Source organism: Pasteurella bettyae CCUG 2042 (assembly GCF_000262245.1).
Taxonomy (GTDB): domain Bacteria; phylum Pseudomonadota; class Gammaproteobacteria; order Enterobacterales; family Pasteurellaceae; genus Basfia; species Basfia bettyae.
Genome location: NZ_AJSX01000030.1, coordinates 146526 through 168795 on the forward strand (window position 1 = coordinate 146526; position 22270 = coordinate 168795).

At 35.6% G+C, this 22270-nt stretch carries 18 protein-coding genes; 8 read left to right on the plus strand and 10 right to left on the minus strand.

Annotation, left to right across the window (positions count from 1 at the left end):
• Positions 1 to 87 precede the first annotated feature (87 nt).
• Positions 88 to 3999: an ATP-dependent RNA helicase HrpA gene (hrpA, locus tag HMPREF1052_RS05925; protein WP_005760696.1), complete on the plus strand. Its 3912-nt coding sequence runs from the start codon at positions 88 to 90 to the stop codon at positions 3997 to 3999.
• 249 nt (positions 4000 to 4248) lie between these two features.
• On the opposite strand, the gene HMPREF1052_RS05930 is transcribed toward hrpA, so the two are convergent.
• The 10 genes from HMPREF1052_RS05930 to HMPREF1052_RS05975 all read right to left on the minus strand — a co-directional run bounded on the left by HMPREF1052_RS05930 (position 4249) and on the right by HMPREF1052_RS05975 (position 14807).
• Positions 4249 to 5244 carry a substrate-binding domain-containing protein gene (locus tag HMPREF1052_RS05930; protein WP_005760437.1) on the minus strand — a complete coding sequence of 332 codons (996 nt, stop codon included), beginning with the start codon at positions 5242 to 5244 and terminating at the stop codon, positions 4249 to 4251.
• 29 nt (positions 5245 to 5273) lie between these two features.
• A complete protein-coding gene (gene rbsK / locus HMPREF1052_RS05935; protein ID WP_005760589.1) occupies positions 5274 to 6194 on the minus strand; it encodes a ribokinase in 921 nt (306 codons plus the stop codon).
• A 108-nt stretch (positions 6195 to 6302) separates the two neighbouring features.
• Positions 6303 to 7181, minus strand: coding sequence for a ribose ABC transporter substrate-binding protein RbsB (gene rbsB, locus HMPREF1052_RS05940; RefSeq protein ID WP_005760458.1), 879 nt, complete (start codon positions 7179 to 7181; stop codon positions 6303 to 6305).
• Positions 7182 to 7201: 20 nt separating this feature from the next.
• Positions 7202 to 8170 (minus strand): ribose ABC transporter permease, encoded by a 969-nt coding sequence (gene rbsC / locus HMPREF1052_RS05945; protein WP_005760601.1) that lies wholly within the window; start codon positions 8168 to 8170, stop codon positions 7202 to 7204.
• A gap of 9 nt (positions 8171 to 8179) precedes the next feature.
• Complete coding sequence (rbsA, locus tag HMPREF1052_RS05950) at positions 8180 to 9676, minus strand: ribose ABC transporter ATP-binding protein RbsA (RefSeq protein ID WP_005760493.1); 1497 nt, start codon at positions 9674 to 9676, stop codon at positions 8180 to 8182.
• A 9-nt stretch (positions 9677 to 9685) separates the two neighbouring features.
• The gene (rbsD, locus tag HMPREF1052_RS05955) at positions 9686 to 10105 is read right to left on the minus strand and encodes a D-ribose pyranase (protein ID WP_005760583.1); all 420 of its coding nucleotides are present in this window, start codon (positions 10103 to 10105) and stop codon (positions 9686 to 9688) included.
• A 198-nt stretch (positions 10106 to 10303) separates the two neighbouring features.
• Positions 10304 to 11521 carry an aromatic amino acid transport family protein gene (locus HMPREF1052_RS05960; protein ID WP_005760483.1) on the minus strand — a complete coding sequence of 406 codons (1218 nt, stop codon included), beginning with the start codon at positions 11519 to 11521 and terminating at the stop codon, positions 10304 to 10306.
• 130 nt (positions 11522 to 11651) lie between these two features.
• Positions 11652 to 13007, minus strand: coding sequence for a PFL family protein (locus tag HMPREF1052_RS05965; protein WP_005760434.1), 1356 nt, complete (start codon positions 13005 to 13007; stop codon positions 11652 to 11654).
• Positions 13008 to 13018: 11 nt separating this feature from the next.
• Positions 13019 to 13294 (minus strand): ACT domain-containing protein, encoded by a 276-nt coding sequence (locus HMPREF1052_RS05970; protein WP_005760641.1) that lies wholly within the window; start codon positions 13292 to 13294, stop codon positions 13019 to 13021.
• 127 nt (positions 13295 to 13421) lie between these two features.
• Entirely contained in the window at positions 13422 to 14807 is a 1386-nt protein-coding gene (locus HMPREF1052_RS05975; RefSeq protein WP_005760665.1) for a DASS family sodium-coupled anion symporter, read from the minus strand.
• 441 nt (positions 14808 to 15248) lie between these two features.
• On the opposite strand from HMPREF1052_RS05975, the gene nrdR reads away from it, so the two are divergent.
• The 7 genes from nrdR to HMPREF1052_RS06010 are packed head-to-tail and all read left to right on the plus strand — an operon-like array spanning position 15249 to position 22198.
• Positions 15249 to 15698 carry a transcriptional regulator NrdR gene (gene nrdR, locus HMPREF1052_RS05980; protein WP_005760586.1) on the plus strand — a complete coding sequence of 150 codons (450 nt, stop codon included), beginning with the start codon at positions 15249 to 15251 and terminating at the stop codon, positions 15696 to 15698.
• A gap of 38 nt (positions 15699 to 15736) precedes the next feature.
• Positions 15737 to 16825 carry a bifunctional diaminohydroxyphosphoribosylaminopyrimidine deaminase/5-amino-6-(5-phosphoribosylamino)uracil reductase RibD gene (gene ribD, locus HMPREF1052_RS05985; protein WP_050954453.1) on the plus strand — a complete coding sequence of 363 codons (1089 nt, stop codon included), beginning with the start codon at positions 15737 to 15739 and terminating at the stop codon, positions 16823 to 16825.
• Between the two features lie 6 nt (positions 16826 to 16831).
• Positions 16832 to 17893 (plus strand): outer membrane-stress sensor serine endopeptidase DegS, encoded by a 1062-nt coding sequence (gene degS / locus HMPREF1052_RS05990; RefSeq protein ID WP_005760679.1) that lies wholly within the window; start codon positions 16832 to 16834, stop codon positions 17891 to 17893.
• Positions 17894 to 17913: 20 nt separating this feature from the next.
• Positions 17914 to 19758: an alkaline phosphatase gene (locus tag HMPREF1052_RS05995; protein WP_005760639.1), complete on the plus strand. Its 1845-nt coding sequence runs from the start codon at positions 17914 to 17916 to the stop codon at positions 19756 to 19758.
• 6 nt (positions 19759 to 19764) lie between these two features.
• Positions 19765 to 20241, plus strand: coding sequence for a hypothetical protein (locus HMPREF1052_RS06000; RefSeq protein ID WP_005760667.1), 477 nt, complete (start codon positions 19765 to 19767; stop codon positions 20239 to 20241).
• Positions 20242 to 20274: 33 nt separating this feature from the next.
• Positions 20275 to 20967: an ABC transporter ATP-binding protein gene (locus HMPREF1052_RS06005; RefSeq protein ID WP_005760538.1), complete on the plus strand. Its 693-nt coding sequence runs from the start codon at positions 20275 to 20277 to the stop codon at positions 20965 to 20967.
• Positions 20960 to 22198, plus strand: a complete 1239-nt coding sequence (locus tag HMPREF1052_RS06010) for an ABC transporter permease (protein ID WP_005760664.1) — start codon at positions 20960 to 20962, stop codon at positions 22196 to 22198. Before HMPREF1052_RS06005 ends, HMPREF1052_RS06010 begins: the two co-directional genes overlap by 8 nt.
• The last annotated feature ends 72 nt before the right edge of the window (positions 22199 to 22270 follow it).

The window sequence follows — 22270 nt, forward strand, 5'->3', positions numbered from 1 at the left end:
GGAGTGAGTAATTTAGCATATAATGAGAGAAAATAGACTAAAAGAATTTTTGAATGTGATAAGGTTCACAAATTATTTTTTTAAATTATGAAAAAAACTATTCAAAAGCAAGTATTTAACCAATTACAAAAATCGCTATTCGCACAATTAAACGATATGATGATTATAGATCAACGTCGTTTATCTGCACGTATTAAAGGTCTCACTAATATTAAGAATGAAAATTCACAACAAGTGGTTGGTGCTGAGATCCAAATGCAAATTCAACAGGCACAAGCTCGTCTAAATCAGCGGAAAAGTGCGGTTAAAAATCCAATTATTTTTCCTGATAATTTACCTGTAAGCCAACGTAAAACAGAAATTCAAAATTTGATTCAAAATAATCAAGTGGTCGTCATAGCAGGGGAAACGGGCTCGGGTAAAACAACCCAATTACCTAAAATGTGTCTTGAATTAGGTCTTGGTCAAAAAGGCTTAATCGGTCATACTCAACCACGCCGTATTGCTGCTCGTTCTGTGGCTGCTCGTATTGCAGAAGAATTGCAAACAGAACTTGGTTCTCTCGTGGGCTATAAAGTTCGTTTTAACGATCAAATTAGTGATGATAGCCAAATTAAATTAATGACCGATGGTATTTTACTTGCGGAAATTCAAACAGATCGTTATCTCAATCAATATGATACTTTGATTATTGATGAAGCTCATGAACGTAGCCTAAACAATGATTTTATTCTCGGTTATCTCAAACTATTATTGCCACGTCGTCCTGATCTCAAGGTGATCATTACCTCTGCAACCATTGATGTGGCACGTTTTTCAAAACATTTTAATAATGCGCCAATTATTGAAGTATCAGGCAGAACTTATCCTGTAGAAGTACGCTATCGTCCTATGATTGAGGAAGAAGACCAAGATCAATTGCAAGGAATTCTAAATGCAGTAGATGAATTACAAGCAGAAGGTCGAGGTGATATTTTGATTTTTTTAAATGGTGAACGTGAAATTCGTGATACAGCAGAAGCCTTGCAAAAGCAAGAATTACGCCATACGGAAATTTTGCCTTTATATGCTCGATTATCTGCACAGGAACAAAATAAAATTTTTCATCCAAGTAGTTTAAATCGTATTGTTCTAGCGACCAATGTGGCAGAAACATCGTTAACTGTGCCAGGTATTAAATATGTCATTGATCCAGGCACTGCAAGAATTTCTTGCTACAGTTACCGCACTAAAGTACAGCGTTTACCTATTGAGCCAATTTCACAAGCCTCTGCTAATCAACGTAAAGGTCGTTGTGGGCGTGTGAGTGATGGTATCTGTATTCGTCTTTATTCAGAAGAAGATTTCAATAACCGCCCAGAATTTACTGATCCAGAAATTTTACGTACTAATTTGGCTTCTGTTATTTTACAAATGACCTCATTAGGTTTAGATGATATTGAGGCCTTTCCATTTGTCGACGCACCTGATAAACGCCATATTCAAGATGGGATTAAATTATTAGAAGAATTAGAAGCCTTTGAATTTAAACAAACGAAATTTGGAGAGCGTAGATTCTTAACTAAAGAAGGCAAGCAGTTAGCTCAACTCCCTGTGGATCCAAGGCTTGCAAAAATGCTACTAAGTGCGGTGAGCTTTGGTAGTATTTATGAAGTGATGATTATTGTTGCCGCTTTATCTATCCAGGATCCGAGAGAACGTCCACAGGATAAACAGCAAGCAGCAGATGATAAACATCGCCGTTTTGTAGATAAAAAATCGGATTTTTTAGCTTTTGTAAATCTTTGGAATTACATTCAAAAACAACAAAAAGAACTGACTAACAATCAATTTCGACGTTTATGTCAGAAAGATTATTTGAATTATTTGCGTATTCGTGAATGGCAAGATATTTATCATCAAATTCGTTTAACCGTACGAGAAATGGGATTGCCGATTAATTCTGAACCCGCAGAATATCAACAAGTCCATAGTGCTTTATTAACAGGATTACTTTCTCATATTGGTTTGAAAGAAGCAGAAAAACAACAGTATCTAGGAGCAAGAAATACTCATTTTGCCATTTTCCCTAATTCGGTACTTTTCAAAAAACAACCGAAATGGGTGATGGCAGCAGAGCTGGTGGAAACCTCTAAATTATGGGGACGAATGGTCGCAGATATTGATGCCGAATGGATTGAACCCTTAGCGACTCATCTCACTAAAAAGTCTTATTCAGAACCACGCTGGTCGAAATCTCGTGGGCAAGTGATAGCTGATGAAAAAGTCAATTTATATGGGGTACCAATTGTTGCAAGCCGCCCAGTGAATTTTGGTGCTATTGAGCCACAAACTAGCCGTGAGATTTTTATTCAATCTGCGTTAGTGGAAGGTGACTGGAATACCCGTCATAAGTTTTTCTTTGATAATCAAAAACTTATTAGAGAAGTAGAAGATTTAGAACATAAATCTCGCCGTCGTGATATTTTAGTGGATGATCGCACCTTATTTGAATTCTATGATGCACGTATTGGTGCAGATGTTGTATCGCAAAAACATTTTGATAGTTGGTGGAAAAAGGCGAGTCAGAAAGATCCCGAGTTGTTAAATTTTGAAAAATCTTTTTTAATGAATGATGATGCTCAAAAAGTTAGCCAACTAGATTTTCCTAATTTTTGGCATCAGGGTAATTTAAAGCTAAAACTTACTTATCAATTTGAGCCTGGCACTGAGGCTGATGGTGTCACTGTACATATTCCGTTGCCATTGCTTAATCAAATTGAAATGACAGGGTTTGATTGGCAAATTCCAGGATTACGTCAGGAATTGATAGTATCATTAATTAAATCTTTACCGAAATCTTTACGCCGCAATTTTGTTCCAGCTCCTAATTATGCCGAGGCTTTTTTAGCTCGAGTGAGTGATACTGATAAGCCATTATTCCATACACTAAGTTATGAATTACGCCGCATGACAGGTGTAAATGTGGAAGAAGATGAATGGAATTTGGACCAAATCCCACCGCACTTGAAAATGACTTTCCGAGTGATTGATGATAAAGGCAAAAAAATCACAGAAAGTATGAATTTAGATGAATTGAAATTTAGTTTAAAAGATCGTGTACAACAAAGTATTTCTGCGGTGGCAGATGATGGTATTGAGCAAAGTGGAATTCATATTTGGAATTTTGAACATCTGCCTCAATGCTATGAACAGAAAAAGCAAGGTTTCACAGTTAAAGCTTTCCCTGCGATTACTGATGAAAAAGAAGCTGTAGGTATCAAATTATTTGAAACTGAATATGAACAGTCTGTAGCAATGCAAAAGGGGCTACGTCGTTTAATTTTATTGAATGTGCCATCACCAATTAAATATTTGCATGAAAAACTACCCAATAAATCAAAGCTAGGCCTATATTTCACCCCCTTTGACAAAGTATTGGATCTGATTGATGACTGTATTGCTTGTGCAGTGGATAAACTGATTGCTGATTTTGGTGGTTTTGTGTGGAATGAACAAGATTTTGATAGATTACGTGATTTTGTGCGTGAAAATCTAAATGAAATTACTGTGGACATTGCTCAACAAGTAGAACAGTTGCTGACCTTAACCTTTGAAATCAATAAACGTTTAAAAGGGAAAATGGATTTCACCATGGCATTTGCGTTATCAGATATAAAAACTCAATTGGCAGGCTTAATTTTTCCAGGATTTGTAGAAAAAACTGGCTATGCACGTTTGCCAGATATTCATCGTTATCTACAAGCGATTGATAAACGTATAGATAAATTAGCTCAAGATATTAACCGTGATCGAGCTGCCATGTTGCGTGTCGAGCAGGTGGAAAATGCTTATCAACAATTATTAGCAAAATTACCAAAATCTAAACCGCACAGTAATGAAGTACTAGAAATTCGCTATATGATTGAAGAGTTGAGAGTAAGCTTATTTGCACAACAGCTAGGAACAAAATATCCTGTGTCAGATAAAAGAGTGTTGGCTGTGATTGCAGAACAGTAAAGTGCGGTGGTTTTGTTTAAATTTTTATATAGTCATAATTCCTATAGGTATAAATGAAATTATTAATGAGCTAACTTGTTAAGATATGACAGTGCAGAAGAATATTTTTCTGGATTGATTAATCAGATCTTTAAAGACTAGCCTTGGCAACACTGTTGCTGTGAAAACTTGGGAGCGTGGTGATAGTTTTTTATTAACAATAATACTATAGCTAGAAAAGTTATTGCCCTCATTTTCAACGAAAATAAATTATTTAATTAAGATTGATGATCGATTAATCAATTCGGGTTTTAAAATAATTTTTTTATAATCTGCGTTTTTATTATTAATTCGTTCCAATAAGGTTTCTATGGCAAGTTTACCAAGTTCCTGTTTTGGTTGGCTAATGGTGGAAAGTGGAGGTGAGAGATAGCTAGCTAGCTCAATATCATCATAACCAATAATAGAAATATCCTCAGGAATACGTAAACCTTTTTGCCAAATAGCACGATAGGCACCTACGGCAATGGTGTCGCTACAGGCAAATACTGCAGAAGGATAAGGTTTTTTATTAAGTAATTGATTCATTCCATTAAACCCTCCTTCGAAATCGAAATGACTATCGATAATCCAGTTTGAATTAACAGCAATCTTGGCTTCTTCTAAAGCATTGAGGTAGCCTTTTAAACGATCTTGCGCAAGGGATTTTTTTAAGTCACCAGTAATAATGCCTATCTGACGATGCCCTGCATCAATTAAAGCTTTTGTTGCAAGATAGCCACCTAATGCGGAATCTTCAAAGATTTTATCTGCATTAAGATCGGTATACCACCAATCCATAATCACCATTGGCAAAGGAATATTTAAATGTGAAGATGCTTGAAATCGAGTATCAGCACACATTAATAATAAGCCATCAACTTGTTTTTGGAGCATCATTTGTAGATGCCGTTGTAGCCGTTCTTCATCTCCATCAGTAGTTGCTACAATAAGATTATATTGATGTTTTTCGCAATAATGTTCAACACCCGTCATAACTTCGCCAAAAAAAGGGTTATTTGTCGCGGTAACAAGCATGCCGATGGTTTTGGTTTCTTTTACTTTCAAACTGCGAGCTAGGGCAGAGGGGGTATAATTTAAATCGGCAACCACACGTAGTACTTTTTCTCGAATTTCATCACTAACAAAACGAGTATTATTCATAACATGAGATACTGTAGAGGTGGAAACTTTTGCTAATCTTGCAATGTCTTTCATGGTTGCCATATAAAAATTCCTATAAAACTCACCGCACTTTATTTTGGATTTTCTAGAAAATCTAAGGTTTCTTGTCGATTTGGAATTGAGGGTTGAGCGCCTTGGCGAGTCACACTAATAGCTGCTGCTGCATGAGCAAAACGGATAGCTTCTTGTAAAGGTTTATCTTCCAATATAGCAGTAACCAATGCACCATTAAAGGTATCACCTGCTGCGGTAGTATCAACAGCATTAACGCAGAACCCAGGGACAATTTCACCTTCGCCATTTTGACTGACGAAAACACCTTTTGAACCTAAAGTAATTAACACGTTCTCAATGCCTTTTTGATGGAAAACTGAAGCCGCTTTTACGGCTGTGTCTTGATCAACAACTTTTATTCCAGTCAGAATTTCTGCTTCAGTTTCATTTGGTGTGATCATATGTAATAAGCGAAGTAATTCATCAGGAAGAGCTCTTGCCGGTGCTGGATTTAACACAATTTCAGTTCCGTTATCTTTAGCAATTTGGGCAGCTAAAATAATTGCAGGGAGTGGAGTTTCTAATTGCATTAATAAACAATTTGCTCGTGCAATTTCATCTTCAAATTCAGTAACCGTGCTTTCATCTAAACAAGCGTTCGCTCCTGCAGAAATAACAATACTATTTTCTCCGGACTCAGCGACTTGAATCATGGCAATCCCAGTCATTTCAGTTTTAATGGTTTTAATTGGTTGAGTATTAATATTGTCTTGTTCAAAAGCTGTTTTCATTGCCCGTCCAATATCATCATTACCGATACAACCAATAAAAGAGACATTTGCCCCTAAACGTGCGGCGGCAACTGCTTGATTTGCACCTTTACCACCATAAGCAATATGATAATGGCTCCCTATTAATGTTTCTCCTGGTTTAGCAAAATAGGGAACAGAAATCACGTGATCAGCGTTAATGCTGCCAAGAACGGTGAGTTTTTTCATATTGTGTCCTTTATAAAATCAACCTATATATTAACACTTGTCTTGGACCAGTGAGTTTTAAATTAATGCGATAAGCACTCGTCTAAGACGAGTGCTTTTTAGATAAGATTATTTTGAAATTACTTTTAAATCCACAGGAATTTTTGCTTCAACTTTTTCACCTTTGAGTACTTTATCTGCGGTTTCAACACCAAGTGAACCGATAAGTTCAGGCTGTTGAGCTACAGTTGCAGCTAATTTTCCGCCGTTGACTGCTTTGACACCATCATCTGTGCCGTCAAAGCCAACAATCATGACTTTTTTATTCGCAGCACTTACAGCACGTAATGCACCCAATGCCATTTCATCATTTTGTGCAAAAATAGCTTGTACATCATTTTTACTGGCTAATAAGTTTTCGGTAACATTTAAACCTTTTGTACGATCAAAATCTGCAGGCTGACTAGCTAATACATTAAATTTATGCACTTCAACAGCTTGTTTAAAGCCTTCTCCACGTTCACGAGCGGCAGAGGTTCCTGCAATACCTTCTAGTTGAATAACTTTGGCTCCATCACCTAATTTTTGAGCAATGAAATCACCTGCCATTTTACCGCCCGCAACATTATCTGAAGCAATATGGCTGACTACATCACCTTTTTCAGCCCCACGGTCTAAGGTGATTACTGGAATTTTATTACGATTTGCGATAGCTACCGCATTGCTTACTGCTTTAGAATCTGTTGGGTTAATTAATAATACTTTTGCACCACGTACGGTTAAGTCTTCTACATTAGAAAGTTCTTTAGCTGGGTCATTTTGTGAATCTAGTACGACTAATTTATAACCTAATTCATCTGCTTTTTTCTGAGCCCCATCTTTAAGGCTTACAAAGAAAGGGTTATCTAAAGTTGATACAGCCAAAGCAATAGTTTCTTTTGCTGAGGCTGTGCCTGCAATAGCAAAGGTAAGCATGATTGCTGAAGCTAAAGTGGTGAGTTTTTTCATACAAATCTCCTTAAAAATGATTAAACTTTTTTAGTACCTAAGTAATTATCAGCTAATACAGCAACCAAGATTACCAATGCTTTAGCTATCATCTGATAATACGAAGAAATATCTAATAAATTGAGTGCATTATTTAAAAAGCCAATAATTAATGCACCCACTAAAGTACCCATTACACGGCCTTTACCGCCCATTAAACTTGTTCCTCCAACAACAACAGCAGCGATAGCATCTAACTCATATGATACTCCAGCAGTAGGTTGTGCTGATGAAAGGCGTGAAGTCACAATTAAGCCAGCAAGTGCAGATAAAAAACCACTCACGGCAAATACAAATATTTTGATTTTATTAACATTAATACCTGAAAGTTGTGTGGCTGATTCATTTCCGCCCAAAGCATAGATATAACGTCCAATGGGGGTGTGTTTTAAAATATACCAAGCGATAGCAAATACAACAGCCATAATCCAAATAGGTACAGGAATACCAAATAAATAACCAGTACCAATGCTAGCAAATAAATCAGCTTGTTCTGAGAATCCAGTACTGATTGGTCTTCCATCTGTATAAACCATGGTAATACCACGTAATAAAGTCATTGTGACTAAGGTGGCGATAAAAGCTTGTACTTTACCTTTTGCCACAATCACACCACTGACACCACCGAAGATTGTTCCTAATAATAAAACCAATGGAATGACCAAGAAAATTGGCATTGTTGAACTTACTAATGAAGCCGCAACTGCACCCGTGAGTGCAAGGACTGAACCCACGGATAAATCAATTCCTGCAATCAAAATGACAAAGGTCATTCCCACTGCAATAATTGCATTTACAGAGGTTTGACGTAAGATATTAAGAATATTGTCAATACTGAAAAAATCAGGATTAATCATTGACACAATAATAATTAGAATGAATAAAGCAACAAAAGAACGTTGTTCAATTAAAAATTTCCCTAACTGAAATTTATTTGTTTGAGTCGTCATAAAAATACCTTAATTTAATTCTGTGTTTTTGCCAATCGCGGCAGCCAGTAATTTCTCTTGGGTCGCTTGTTCACGAGAAAATTCGGCACTGATTTTTCCTTCATGCATGACTAAGATACGATCGCTCATACCAAGCACTTCTGGCATATCTGATGAAACCATTAAAATACTTAATCCATCCTTTTTAAACTCATTGATTAATTGATAGATTTCTTTTCTTGCGCCGACATCAACTCCTCGAGTTGGTTCGTCTAGAATTAATACATTTGGACGTGTCATTAAGCCTTTTGCAATGGCTACTTTTTGTTGATTACCACCAGAGAGTAAGCCGATTTGTTGATCACGGCTTGGTGTTTTGATATTAAACATTGAAATAAAGTCATCAACGGCCATTTTTTCTGCTTCATGGCGAATAGTTCCTGCCTGAGAAAAATGGTCTAATGCCGTTAAAGACATATTTTCTTTAACTGACATACCTAAAATTAATCCATCGCCTTTGCGATCTTCAGAAATATAGACAATGCCATTATTTAAGCCATCTTGAGGACAAGTATTATGAATAGCCTTTCCGTTGAGCTCGATTGTTCCTGATGTTTTTGGAAATGCACCATAAAGCACCTTCATTAATTCAGTACGTCCTGCCCCCATTAGGCCTGAAATACCCACAATCTCCCCTTTATGTAATTGGAAGGACACGTCATTCACCCCTTGACCACTGAGATTTTTCACATTTAATAATAATTCACCACGATGTTGTTCTAAGTGTGGATATTGTTCTTCTAAACGACGTCCTACCATCATTTCAATCAGATGATCTTCATTAATTTCAGCGACTATACGTTCACCAATAAATTGACCATCACGGAGTACCATAACATCATCGCAAATTTCAAAAATTTCTTTTAAACGGTGTGAAATATAAACAATACCTCGGTTTTCTGCTTTTAATTCATGAATCACATTAAATAATGCTTCTGTTTCAGCATCAGTTAGGGCATCAGTAGGCTCATCCATAATAATGACTTTAGATTCGAAACTTAGAGCTTTGGCTATTTCTACCATTTGCTGTTCACCAATGGATAATTCTGCACAAAGCTGGTGACTACTGTGTTTGACGCCTAAACGAGTAAGTAGTTTATCCGCTTCTGTATACATTTTTTTCCAATCAATTGAGCCCCAAGCGGTTTTAAATTCACGTCCTAAAAAAATATTTTCGGCAATGGTTAAATTACCGACTAAATTTAATTCTTGGTGAATAATGCTAATGCCAGCCTCTTGTGAATGTTTAGGCCCTTTAAAGGAGACTTCTTTACCTAAATAAGTAATTGATCCTGAATCTTTGCTATAAATACCTGTGAGTACCTTCATCAAAGTGGATTTACCCGCACCATTTTCGCCCATTAGAGCCATGACTTTTCCTGCATAAACTGATAAACAGGCATTACTAAGCGCTTTTACACCAGGGAAAGATTTATCTATCCCGCTCATTTTTAATAAGGTTTCCATCACACCACCTTAAAATGGTACGCCTGAATATAAAATAATATTGGCATAAGGTGAACATTCACCAGTGCGTACAATAGCTTTACTCATGAGCGTTTGTTCTTTGAAGATTTCGTGATTGACATAATCAATTTGAATCGTATTGTTTTGTTTTTGTTCTAGTTCAGTTAGTCGAGCTAAAAGTGCGGTTAAAATTTCTGGATTTTTTTGTTTTATTTCTTCAGCAATTCGTACACGTTCTATATATAATTCATCTACGATCACATCAAAGGTCTGTAAAAAAGAGGGAATTCCAGCAGTTAAAGCAAGATCGATACGTTCTACTGAATTTGGGATAGGTAATCCTGCATCACAAATTGTCAAGCTATCGGTGTGACCTAATGTTGCAAGACAGTGTGAAAGCTGAGCATTAAGGTTTGTGGTTTTTTTCATAGAAACTCCTTCATGTTATTTCATCGAAACGTTTCGATGGGCAGAGTAAAAGAAAATGGAATAAGAATAAATAGACAGATTTCAAAAATGTGAAGTAGATCAAATTTTTCGTCAAGTATGGAAAAAGCAACTAATATAAAAAGTGCGGTGTAAATTTTAAAAATTTATACCGCACTTTTGCATAGGATTTTAATAAGATTAGCCCACGGCTTGAGGTAAATAACCTAATTGAATCAGGAATGGGATAATCATGATAATAATACCAGCAATTAGGGCTATAACTAATGCACTATTTCCACCAATCACACGATAAGGTAAGTTTGGAAATTGTTGACGAGCCTTCCAAGCTAAGCCAATTGGTAAAATCATACCATAGAATGCGAAGAGTAAACCTGCATAACCTAGTGCGGTAATAAAACCATCAGGGTAGAAGAGAGCAAACATAATTGGTGGAATAAAGGTAACTGCGGTTAGCCAAATTCGATTTGATGGTAATCTTACCCGTTTTAATAAGTCATTAGCACATTCAAATATACCAAGTGAAACACCTAAAAAAGAGGTGATAAGTGCTAATACGGAGAATATACGAACGGTTTCCCCTAATATGGTGCTCCCTGTGATTTGGCTGGTTGCGGTGACTAATCCATTTAAGGTTGGATCATTTTTCAAAATAGTTGTGAATTCATTTTGACTCAACACGCCATGAGTCGATAATTGCCATAATAAATAAGCGGCTAATGGAATAGCTGTACCTATATAAATAGCTTTGCGAATTTTACCAATATCCGCATTTAAATAAGTATTGATGCTCGCCATAATTACATGGAAGCCAAAAGAGGTAAAGAATATAGGAATAGATGAAATCACCAATAGATTATCTAATGGCACAGCAGTTAAGTTTTCTAATTTTGCTTTTGGTAACATCATGAGTAAAACCATAATGAAAGCAATAATTTTGCCAATAAATAATAAACGGGTTAGGCCGTCAACAGATTGAATTCCAACAACAACGAATGAACCGAGAATAACGGTAAAAATCAAAATGCTGATTTTTAATGTTGTTTCTTTGCCTCCCATTTCAGGCATAATCCCAGCCAATAATGAACCACCGCCAGTAATATAAGCTGAAAGTAGTGCATAGAGCAAAATCAATAAACTGATGGTCGCCAGCACACGTCCTGCCATACCGAAATATTGTTCTGCTAGGCTTGCTACGCCGACATCTTGTCGTGGAGCTGTTTGATAAACTTCCATAAATAATAAACCTGTATAAGCTAATAACGCCCACAAGCTAATTAATAATAATGCCGTGACGCCAAATCCCATACCCGCTGAAGTCAATGGCATTGCTAACATTCCAGCACCAATAGTGGTACCAGCGATCATTAATGCACTTCCTAAGATTTTATTTTTCATTTTTATATATTTATTTGGTTGATAAAGATGTTTATTCTATCAGAAGTTCTAGCATTAGCCATAGAATCTGATATAAAAAGTGCGGTTAATTTTTTGAAAATTAAGACCGCACTTTTTAGCGCTAATTTTATTAGTTTTTCATGGATTGAACTGGTGCAGGGATACGTCCCCCACGGTTTACGAATACTTCACATGATCCTTCCTTGATAGGCATAATTGGAGCATAACCGAGTAAGCCACCAAATTCTACGCTTTCACCCACGCCTTTACCTATGACAGGAATGATACGAACAGCAGTCGTTTTGCTGTTGATCATTCCAATTGCGGCTTCATCTGCAATGATACCTGAAATAGTATGGGCAGGAGTATCACCTGGAACGGCAATCATATCTAAACCCACAGAACAAACTGCGGTCATAGCTTCAAGTTTTTCTAAGGTTAAAATTCCACTTTCAGCAGCCGCAATCATACCTTCATCTTCTGATACAGGAATGAAGGCGCCACTTAAGCCCCCTACCGCACTAGAAGCCATCATGCCGCCTTTTTTCACAGCATCATTGAGCAAGGCTAATGCGGCTGTTGTACCATGTGTACCGCAGATGCTTAAGCCCATAGCCTCAAGAATACGAGCGACAGAATCACCAATGGCAGGAGTTGGAGCTAGAGATAAATCTAAAATGCCAAATGGAATATTAAGCATTTTAGAGGCTTCTTGACCAATTAATTCACCAACACGAGTAATTTTAAATGCTGTTTTCTTAACGATTTCAGCCACTTCTGTGAGTGTGGTTACATTAGCGTTTTCCAGTGCTTCTTTTACTACACCAGGGCCAGAAACACCGACGTTGATAACCGCATCTGCTTCTCCAGAACCATGGAAAGCTCCTGCCATAAATGGGTTATCTTCAACAGCATTACAGAAAACAACAATTTTGGCGCAACCAAAACCTTCAGGTGTAATATCTGCGGTATGTTTAACTATCTCACCTACGAGTTTAACTGCATCCATATTGATACCAGCACGAGTAGAACCAATATTAATAGAACTGCAAACAATATCTGTGGTTTTCATGGCTTCGGGAATAGAACGAATTAAGACTTCATCAGAAGCTGACATACCTTTTTGTACCAAGGCAGAGAAACCACCAATAAAAGAGACGCCAATAGCTTTTGCTGCACGATCTAAGGTTTGTGCGATTGATACATAAGAATCCGCTTTTGTTGCTGCCGCAATCTGTGCGATTGGTGTCACAGAAATCCGTTGGTTGACGATAGGAACACCATATTTAGCAGAAAGGATATTCGCTGTTTTTACCAAATCCTGACCAATACGAGTGATTTTGTCATAGATATTTTGATTCAGTTGGTGAATATCACTCGTGATACAGTCATGTAAATCAATACCTATAGTAATAGTTCGTACATCAAAATTTTGATCTGAAACCATTCGAATAGTTTCTAGAATTTCATCAGATTGAATTGTCATTATTCACCCCATTAGATACGGTGCATTGCTTTAAAAATTTCTTCATTTTGTAAACGAATATCTAATGCCAGCTTCTTACTTGCTTGAGTAAAGAAATCCGCTAATTCAGGGAAGGATTTTGGGCATTTAGAGGTATCAACTAGGATAATCATGGTGAAATAATCATCCATTAATTGTTGTGTGATATTGACAATATTAATTTGGTTTTCCGCAAGCATTTTTGATACATCATAAACAATACCTACGCGATCTTTGCCGATAACTGTAATAACTGAATTGTTGCTCATAGTTTGCACCTTTTGTCTTTTTATAGGTAGTATCAGTATAACAGCTTTTTCCTACCTTGGCTTTGTATATAATTTGTATATAAAAAGTGCGGTAAAATTTTTTAAAAAGTTACCGCACTTTTTTAAATTAAAGCCAGAATAGATAACCAATGGCGGAAATCACAAAAATACAAGTTAAGTTAATTTTATAAGAACGTAACATTTCTTTTTGTTTAACCATGCCTGTACTGAAAACAATAGCATTGGGTGGTGTGCCTACAGGCATCATAAATGCACAAGATGCTCCTAAACCGATAATTAATGCAAAACCTAATGGAGACATATTGAGTGACTCCGCAATAGAAATAAAAATTGGTACTAATAATGCGGCACTTGCAGTGTTGGATGTGAATTCTGTGAGTAATATAATAAAAGCGGCAATAGTTAAACAAATAACATAATAACTTTGCCCTTCAATTAATGCGACTATTCCATCAGCCATAATGCGGCTTGCTCCAGTGTGAGTCAACACGGCACTGAGCGTTAAACCACCACCGAATAGATATAATACTCCCCACTCAGTATTATTATGTAAGTCATTCCAGGTTACGACATGGCTAACACATAATAACAATGCAGCAATTAAACCAACAATACTATCAAAATTTGCGATTTGACCTTTTAGACCAAGCAGCTCTGATAAAAAAGGATTGACTGTGCCACCAAATATCCAACAGATAACCACAATTAAGAAGATCGCAAGGGTAATGATACGATTACGATCCATGCGGATTTTTTCAAAATTATATTGAAATTTTTGGTTAAATTTAGGTCGAAAATTGAAATAGAGAATAGCGACCATCATTGGAAAAAGTATTAACATTATAGGTATGCCATATTTTAACCAACTAGCAAAGCTTAAATGCAGTTGTGAAGCGACAATTGCATTAGGTGGACTTCCTACTAAGGTTCCCATTCCTACAATACTTGCACTATAAGCAATCCCTAAAAGTACAAAGGTATAAGTATTATGTTCTTTTTCAGGATCCATATTACTTAGGATGCCCATTGCTAAAGGAATCATCATAGCCGCTGTTGCCGTATTACTCATCCACATAGAGAGGAAGGCTGTAATAACAAAGAGGAAAAGCACCGCTCGAAATAAATTACCATTAGCTAATGCCATAATTTTATTTGCGATTAAGCGATCAATTTTTTGCATATGTAAGGCTGTGGCTAGAGCAAATCCACCAAAGAATAGGAAAATAGTAGGATCAGCAAAGGCAACTAAGGCTTCTTTTGAGGATACCAAACCTAATAAAATAGCAAGAACAAGCACAAATAGTGCAGTGACAGTTACATGAACAGCTTCTGTAAGCCAAAGCACTGCAACAAAAGCTAACAGTGCTAAGCCTTTAGAGGGTGCTGGCTCAAAAGGAAGAAATTTAATTAGTAAACAAAATAAAACGAAGTCAGCAAGAATAATAATCGTATTACGTTTATTTTTACTGACATCTTCAAAGTTACCACTCATGTCATCTCCTCATTGTGGTGTAATGCAATATGCATTAAATAATAGGCTTCCCGAGAATTTAAATATTCAGAAAAGTAGATAAATAAAAATTGCTATTGTAGTAAAATTAATGATTAAACATCATCACTCCTATGTTTGTTATGATCATTAACGAAACTATGATAATCGTTTGCGATAGGCTAAATTGCCATATAAAGAGAATAATCGCAATAGTGAATGGTAAAATGAACATTAAATTTTTGTAAGTATTACAAAAAGAGATAATAGTGTTTAAGTATTGTTATTAAGGTGTTATTAATTTGTATAGTGAAATTTTCATAAATCCTTTTTATATAAGATAAAGCAGATTTTTTTACTTAAATAAACATAGTGTTTGTATATCGTAAATTCATATAAGTTTTGTTATGATGTCAAAATATTTTCTCGTTATAGGAAAAAATTATGCATTGTCCATTTTGTTCAACTGAAGAAACCAAAGTGATAGATAGCCGTTTGGTTTCTGATGGTTATCAGGTTCGTCGTCGTCGTGAATGTACAAATTGTCATGAGCGTTTTACTACATTCGAGACCGCAGAATTAGTTGTACCTAAAATCATTAAAAATAATGGTATGCGTGAACCTTTTAATGAAGATAAATTACGACGTGGTATTCAGCATGCATTAGAAAAACGTCCTGTAAGTGCCGATGATGTGGAAAAGGCTATTAGCCATATTATTCACCAATTACAAGCAACTGGTGAACGTGAAGTGTTAAGCCAATTTGTTGGATCTTTGGTGATGGATGAATTAAAGAAATTGGATAAAGTTGCTTATATTCGTTTTGCTTCTGTTTATTTAAGTTTTGAAAATATTAATGAGTTTACAAAAGAAATTGAAAAATTAAAGGAATAGTTTTAGTGAGCCAATTTATTTCACAAGATCAACACTTTATGCAATTAGCTATGGAACTTGCGGCTAAAGGGCAATTTACTACGACTCCAAACCCAGCCGTTGGGTGCGTATTAGTAAAAAATGGCAATATCGTAGGTAAAGGATTTCATTTTAAAGCGGGGGAGCCCCATGCTGAAGTAATGGCTATGCGAGAAGCAGGAGAAAAGGCAAAAGGTGCGACAGCTTATGTTACCTTAGAACCTTGTTCTCATTTTGGGAGAACGCCTCCTTGTGCCAAAGGCTTAATTGAAGCGGGTATCGCAAAAGTAATTGTCGCCATGCAAGATCCTAATCCTTCCGTCTCAGGTAAAGGTTTAAAAATGTTGATGGATGCGGGTATTGAAACCTCAGTAGGTTTATTGCAAGAGCAAGCAGAAGCATTAAATAAAGGTTTTCTTAAACGCATGCGTACAGGAATGCCTTATCTCCAGTTAAAAATGGCGATGAGTATTGATGGACGTACAGCAACCGCAGAAGGAGAAAGTAAATGGATTACAGGAGAACAGGCTCGGGCAGATGTACAGCTTCAACGAGCAAAGGCATCAGCAATTCTCTCTGCAAGTAACACCGTATTGAAAGATAATCCTAATTTAAATGTGCGTTGGGAACAATTTCCTTCAGAATTACAATCACAATATAAAAAAGAACAACTCCGTCAGCCTATACGAGTGATTATTGATTCTAAACATCGGGTTTTACCTGGTTTAAATCTATTTAAAATCAATTCTCCCATATGGTTAGTGGGAACCAGTACTCGAGATATATCAATGTATCCAGAGTATTGTCATTCATTAGAATTACAACCCGAACCTCATCAAACCATGTTGCAAGCACTCATAATGGCTTTAGGCAAACAGCAAATAAACTCTATTTGGGTAGAAGCTGGGGCGGAGCTTGCAGGCTCATTAATAGCAGAAAATTTAGTGGATGAACTGATTATTTATATGGCACCTAAATTATTGGGAGATCAAGCTCGAGGCTTATGTCATTTCCCTGCATTAACAAAATTAGCAGATGCTCCATTATGGAAATTGCAGTCCATCGAGAAGCTCGGTGACGATGTTAAAATGATCTATACAAAGGATTAGCCTAAAATGTTAAAAAAAATTATTCAAGCCGCAATTATTGGCCTTGCTTGTGCGGGGTTGGTATTAGCTTTCTTGCCTAAACTTTCTTCTAATCATTTAGGCTTTTCCTTATATGTAAATGAAGATTCTGTATTATCATTTAAAAATGCAGTACGTATTGCTTCTCCTGCAGTTGTAAATGTTTATAATCAATCTTTTTCCTCTTCTAATGCCGATGAACGATTACAGGTTAATAGTTTAGGATCGGGTGTAATTATGTCAAAAGATGGTTATATTTTGACAAATATGCATGTGATTCAAAATGCCGATCAAATTGTAGTTGCCTTACAAAATGGCATAATTTCCGAAGCTGCACTTATCGGTTCAGATAAATTGACAGATTTGGCGGTATTAAAAATTCGAGCAGAGAATTTGCCTACTATACCTCAAAATCCTAGTCGGAAGATTCATGTTGGAGATGTAGTGCTTGCAATTGGTAATCCCTATAATTTAGGACAAAGTGTCTCTCAAGGAATTATTAGTGCTACGGGGCGAAATACGGTAGGCGATTCAGTAGGGCGCCAGAATTTTATTCAAACAGATGCTTCAATAAATCGAGGTAATTCTGGAGGAGCATTAATTAATTCCTTAGGTGAATTGGTTGGTATTAGTACCTTAAGTTTTGGTAAAGATGCTTCTGATATTGCAGAAGGATTAAATTTTGCTATACCTATGAATATTGCTAATGATGTACTTAATAAAATTATTCGCGATGGACGCGTGATCAGAGGCTTTTTCGGCGTACAAAGTAATATTATTTTTAATGAGAATACAGATTATCAAGCTGGTGTAAAAGTGGGAAGTGTTGTTGAAAATGGACCAGCAGCTAAAGCAGGTATTCAACCGAATGATGTTATTCTTGAATTTAATAATGAGCCTGCAACCTCACCTGCTCAGATGATGCAAGTTATTAGTAATGTTAGACCAGGCAGTGTGGTGAATGTCCTTATTGAAAGAGAGGGTAGAAAATTAACTATTCCTGTACAAATAGAAGAATTTCCAGAGTCTATACCTGAGAACAATCAATAAATTCTGTAGAAAAGCGACCTATGTCGCTTTTTTATTTTTATTCATATAGTCATAATTCTGTCATATATCTTTTTTATATTATAGCCAGTCAGGTAAAACCTTCTACTTATAACTGGAGAATATATGAAAAATATGCATTAATCCCTTTTATTCTAGTCGCTTTCCCTTTTTATTCATCAGCAAATACGATTTATCCTTTAGATCGGGCAACAATGATGGTTGATGGTAAATTTGATTTTAAAGTTGAATTTGATGAAGTCATTCAACCTCAACAAGTAAGTATTTTGATTAATGGTAAAGATTTCAAAGAGGTTTTAGGTAGTAAACAAGTTGAATTTATTGAAAAAGAAGATGGTAATAATGTTTCAGCATTATGGTTACGTAATGTAAGTATCCAGAGTGCAGGCAATTATAAAGTACAAGCAAAAGTAAATGATAAAACTACAGAAGTTAATTGGACAGTTTATAAAACACCAGATGTAGCAAAGGCTAAAAATGTCATTTTCTTCTTAGGTGATGGTATGTCTGTTGCTCATAGAACTGGTGCGAGAATTTTATCGAAGGGTATTTATGAAGGCAAAGCAAAAGGTAAATTAGCAATGGATAGTTTGCCTATTAGTGGTTTTATTGGAACTTATAGTACGGATGCGATTACCGCAGATAGTGCAAATACTATGAGTGCTTATATGACTGGGCATAAATCTGCAATTAATGCTTTAGGTGTTTATGTAAGTCGTTCTAAAGATAATTTAAATCATCCTAAACAAGAAACTTTAGGCGAAGTCATTCGTCGTAAAACAAATAAAAGCTTAGGTATCGTAAGTGATGCCGAAGTAGAAGATGCAACGCCAGCAGCCGTGGTTTCTCATACACGTCGGCGTGCAGACAAAGATAAAATTGTTGGTATGTTTTATGATGTTAAGCCAGATGTATTGTTAGGCGGTGGATCAGCTTATTTTCTCCCTAAATCAATAGTTGGTTCTAAACGTAAAGATGATATTAACTATATAGAAAAATTCAAACAAGATGGTTATACATTAGTTACTAATAATACAGAATTAACAACAATTGATAAAAATACCAATAAACTTTTAGGATTATTCCACACGGGGAATATGGACGGTGTTTTAGATCGTCGTTTCTTAAAAAATAATGTAACTAAAAAATTCCCTGACCAACCTGATTTAACCACCATGACTAAAACTGCTTTAGATGTGTTATCTAAAAATCCAGAAGGATTTGTATTAGTGGTTGAATCTGCCTTAATAGATAAAGCATCACATCCATTAGATTGGGAACGCGCATTAACAAATACGATAATGTTAGACCAATCAGTTGATATCGCAAAAAAATTTGCAGAAAAACATCCAGATACATTAATTATTGTAACTGGGGATCATACTCATGGTATTTCGATCATTGGTACGGTAGATGATGAAAAAGAAGGTCATGATATGCGTGAAAAGGTTGGAGTATATGAAAAAGCAGGATATCCAAATTATGAAGATAAAAATAAGGACGGCTATCCTGATGATATTAATGTTTCAAAACGTTTAGCCGTATTCTTTAATAACTTTCCTGATTACTATGAAACATTCCGCCCTAAGTTAGATAATCCATTTACTCCAGCTATCAAAAATGAGAAAGGTGAATATGTGGCTAATGAGATATACAAAGATATTCCTGGAGCAGTATTAAGAACAGGTATTTTGCCTCGTACAGAATCTCAAGGTGTTCACTCTGTTGATGATATCGTAATTCAAGCACAAGGACCAGGGTCAGAAGATATCAAAGGTTACATGGAAAACTCAGATATTTTCAAAGTTTTAATGGATAGTTTAGCAATTAATGGGATAAAAAAATAAAAGCACATGTTGAAAATTAATACTAAAAAAGAAGTTTCTTCCATTTTGTTTAAACAATTCAAACAATGTGTTTATATCATTGTTCTATCACTTCTATGCTCATCTGTACAGGCTAAGAATGAATTATTGTTTGATGAACTTTATGGGAAAATTTCTTCATTAGGTATGGAATTTTCTGACAAGGTAAAGCAGTTTGATAGGAAAACTGTCACCATGAAAGGATTTATGGCGCCGCCATTAAAAGCAGATGCTAAATTTTTTGTACTCACAAAAATGCCCATGGCATTATGTCCATTTTGTTCATCTGATGCAGATTGGCCTGAAGATATTGTTGTGGTCTATCTAGATAAACACCAAAAATTTGTTCAAAACAACACACGAATTGAAGTAGAAGGCATATTAGAATTTGGTTCTTGGACAGATCCAGATACAGGATTTTTGAGTTTACTGCGTTTAGTCGATGCGAACTTTCATGCGTTATAAATAATATTAACAAAATATTATGAGTGAGGTTTTATGGCTAATTTATCTATTCGGAATTTAGAAATGCGAGTTTCTTGCTTTCCGAATCCTATTTTACAACTTGAAAAGTTAAAGATTCTTGCTGGAGAACAAGTCGCTATTATTGGTCCTTCTGGGTGTGGCAAAAGCACCCTATTAAATTTAGTGAGTGGTTTATTAAAACCTACTTCGGGGGAAATCGAATGGGATAAAAATAATATTGCGAGTTTATCACCAGCTGAACAAGATAAATGGCGATTTCAGCATGCTGGTATGATTATGCAGGACTTTTATTTAACGCCTGGATTAAGTGCAATTGAAAATGTTTTACTTCCAATATCATTTCTTTATTGGACAGTATCTAATGAGCATTATCAAAAAGCTAAAGATTTATTACTATCATTAAACATGCCCAATGTAGATACTAATGTAGAACATTTATCTCGTGGTGAAAAACAACGTGTTGCTATAGCACGAGCTTTGATTATGAATCCTAAAATTCTTATTGCGGATGAGCCTACTGCAAGCCTAGATGTGGAAAATGGTCATAAAATTTCTGAATTATTGACCGCACTTTGTAAAGAACAAAATATTACTTTACTGGTTGCGACTCATGATCCTTATTTGATTGGTTTGATGAAACGTTGCATTCGTTTAGAAAATGGTCGAATTGCTTCTGATAAGCAGGATGGTCTTCTCTATGTTTAAATTATTATTTTTAGATTTTAAACAAAGTAAATTAGGTAGTTTGCTAATTATTTTATTAATTGCATTATCTAGTGCGTTAAGTATTGCTATTAATCTACAAGAACGGGCAGTAAGAGAAGGTAGCACTCAGGCAGCTGAAAGATTTGATTTAATAATTGGTGCACCAGGAAGTGAAACTCAGCTAGTGCTAAGTTCAGTATTTTTACAACCTGCATTTTTGAGTCTAATAGATTATAAAATTTACCAAGATCTTGAAAAAAATGACAAGGTAGATTGGGCTGCCCCTTTAGCTTTTGGTGATTTTTATCAAGATTCTACGATTGTTGGAACGAATATTAATTTAGTAACTGATGGTGGCAAGCGAAAAATTATTGGACGTGTTTTTAATTATTTAAATGAAGCTGTTGTTGGGCAAAATACAGGACTTAAAATTGGAGACCATTTTTCACCTATTCATGGTCAAGTTGGTGATGTCAATCGTCATGTTCATAAAGAACAATCTTATGTTGTTGTAGGGATTGTACCAGCGGAAGGAAATCGTTGGGATCACGCTATTTATGTACCTATTGAATCAGTTTGGAAAGTTCATGCTAATCATCATGATCAACATCCTTTACTGAATATTAATGAGAGAAAAAAACGTAATCTTCAGCATGAAAAATATGACGATTCAGAATATATTCAGCCATTGGGAGCGTCTGCAATTGTTGTGAAACCTAAAAGTTTTTCTGGAGCATATCAATTAAGAAATCGATATAAAAATGAATCAACTCAAGCAGTATTTCCAGCTGAAGTCTTAGTTAAAGTACATTCCTTATTAGGTGATAGTAAACAAGTATTATTGTGGATTTCTATTGTTACGCAAATTCTAATGGCGTTAACACTATTGATGATTATTGTGTTGTATCTTAAAAATCGCCGTCAACAAATTGCTGTATGGCGTATTTTTGGTGCACCTCGAAATAAAATATTTTTACTAGTATGGTTAGCTTTAGTTATTGTAATTGTGCTTGCGATGCTATTAGGAATCTTGATTGGCTGGATATTTGCACTAATTATTTCATATTATTTGAGCATTGAAAGTGGTTTCCAATTACCAGTGTATTTAAGTGATGAAGATGGATATTTTGTGTTATTTAACTTTATATTTGCTATTTTAGTTGCTTTGATTCCGTCATTATTATTCTATCGACAATCACCAATTCATATTTTACAAAATCGTTATAATTAATTGATCTTATGAAATTTTGTCAATTCTAACCGCACTTTATAGATAGCCATAATAAAAAAGGACATTGTAAAT

Bases quoted from the DNA above. Each gene is read 5' to 3' on its own strand.
- hrpA (WP_005760696.1), top strand. From the start codon at position 88: ATGAAAAAAACTATTCAAAAGCAAGTATTTAACCAATTACAAAAATCG.
- HMPREF1052_RS05930 (WP_005760437.1), bottom strand. From the start codon at position 5,244: ATGGCAACCATGAAAGACATTGCAAGATTAGCAAAAGTTTCCACCTCT.
- rbsK (WP_005760589.1), bottom strand. From the start codon at position 6,194: ATGAAAAAACTCACCGTTCTTGGCAGCATTAACGCTGATCACGTGATT.
- rbsB (WP_005760458.1), bottom strand. From the start codon at position 7,181: ATGAAAAAACTCACCACTTTAGCTTCAGCAATCATGCTTACCTTTGCT.
- rbsC (WP_005760601.1), bottom strand. From the start codon at position 8,170: ATGACGACTCAAACAAATAAATTTCAGTTAGGGAAATTTTTAATTGAA.
- rbsA (WP_005760493.1), bottom strand. From the start codon at position 9,676: ATGGAAACCTTATTAAAAATGAGCGGGATAGATAAATCTTTCCCTGGT.
- rbsD (WP_005760583.1), bottom strand. From the start codon at position 10,105: ATGAAAAAAACCACAAACCTTAATGCTCAGCTTTCACACTGTCTTGCA.
- HMPREF1052_RS05960 (WP_005760483.1), bottom strand. From the start codon at position 11,521: ATGAAAAATAAAATCTTAGGAAGTGCATTAATGATCGCTGGTACCACT.
- HMPREF1052_RS05965 (WP_005760434.1), bottom strand. From the start codon at position 13,007: ATGACAATTCAATCTGATGAAATTCTAGAAACTATTCGAATGGTTTCA.
- HMPREF1052_RS05970 (WP_005760641.1), bottom strand. From the start codon at position 13,294: ATGAGCAACAATTCAGTTATTACAGTTATCGGCAAAGATCGCGTAGGT.
- HMPREF1052_RS05975 (WP_005760665.1), bottom strand. From the start codon at position 14,807: ATGAGTGGTAACTTTGAAGATGTCAGTAAAAATAAACGTAATACGATT.
- nrdR (WP_005760586.1), top strand. From the start codon at position 15,249: ATGCATTGTCCATTTTGTTCAACTGAAGAAACCAAAGTGATAGATAGC.
- ribD (WP_050954453.1), top strand. From the start codon at position 15,737: ATGCAATTAGCTATGGAACTTGCGGCTAAAGGGCAATTTACTACGACT.
- degS (WP_005760679.1), top strand. From the start codon at position 16,832: ATGTTAAAAAAAATTATTCAAGCCGCAATTATTGGCCTTGCTTGTGCG.
- HMPREF1052_RS05995 (WP_005760639.1), top strand. From the start codon at position 17,914: ATGTCGCTTTTTTATTTTTATTCATATAGTCATAATTCTGTCATATAT.
- HMPREF1052_RS06000 (WP_005760667.1), top strand. From the start codon at position 19,765: ATGTTGAAAATTAATACTAAAAAAGAAGTTTCTTCCATTTTGTTTAAA.
- HMPREF1052_RS06005 (WP_005760538.1), top strand. From the start codon at position 20,275: ATGGCTAATTTATCTATTCGGAATTTAGAAATGCGAGTTTCTTGCTTT.
- HMPREF1052_RS06010 (WP_005760664.1), top strand. From the start codon at position 20,960: ATGTTTAAATTATTATTTTTAGATTTTAAACAAAGTAAATTAGGTAGT.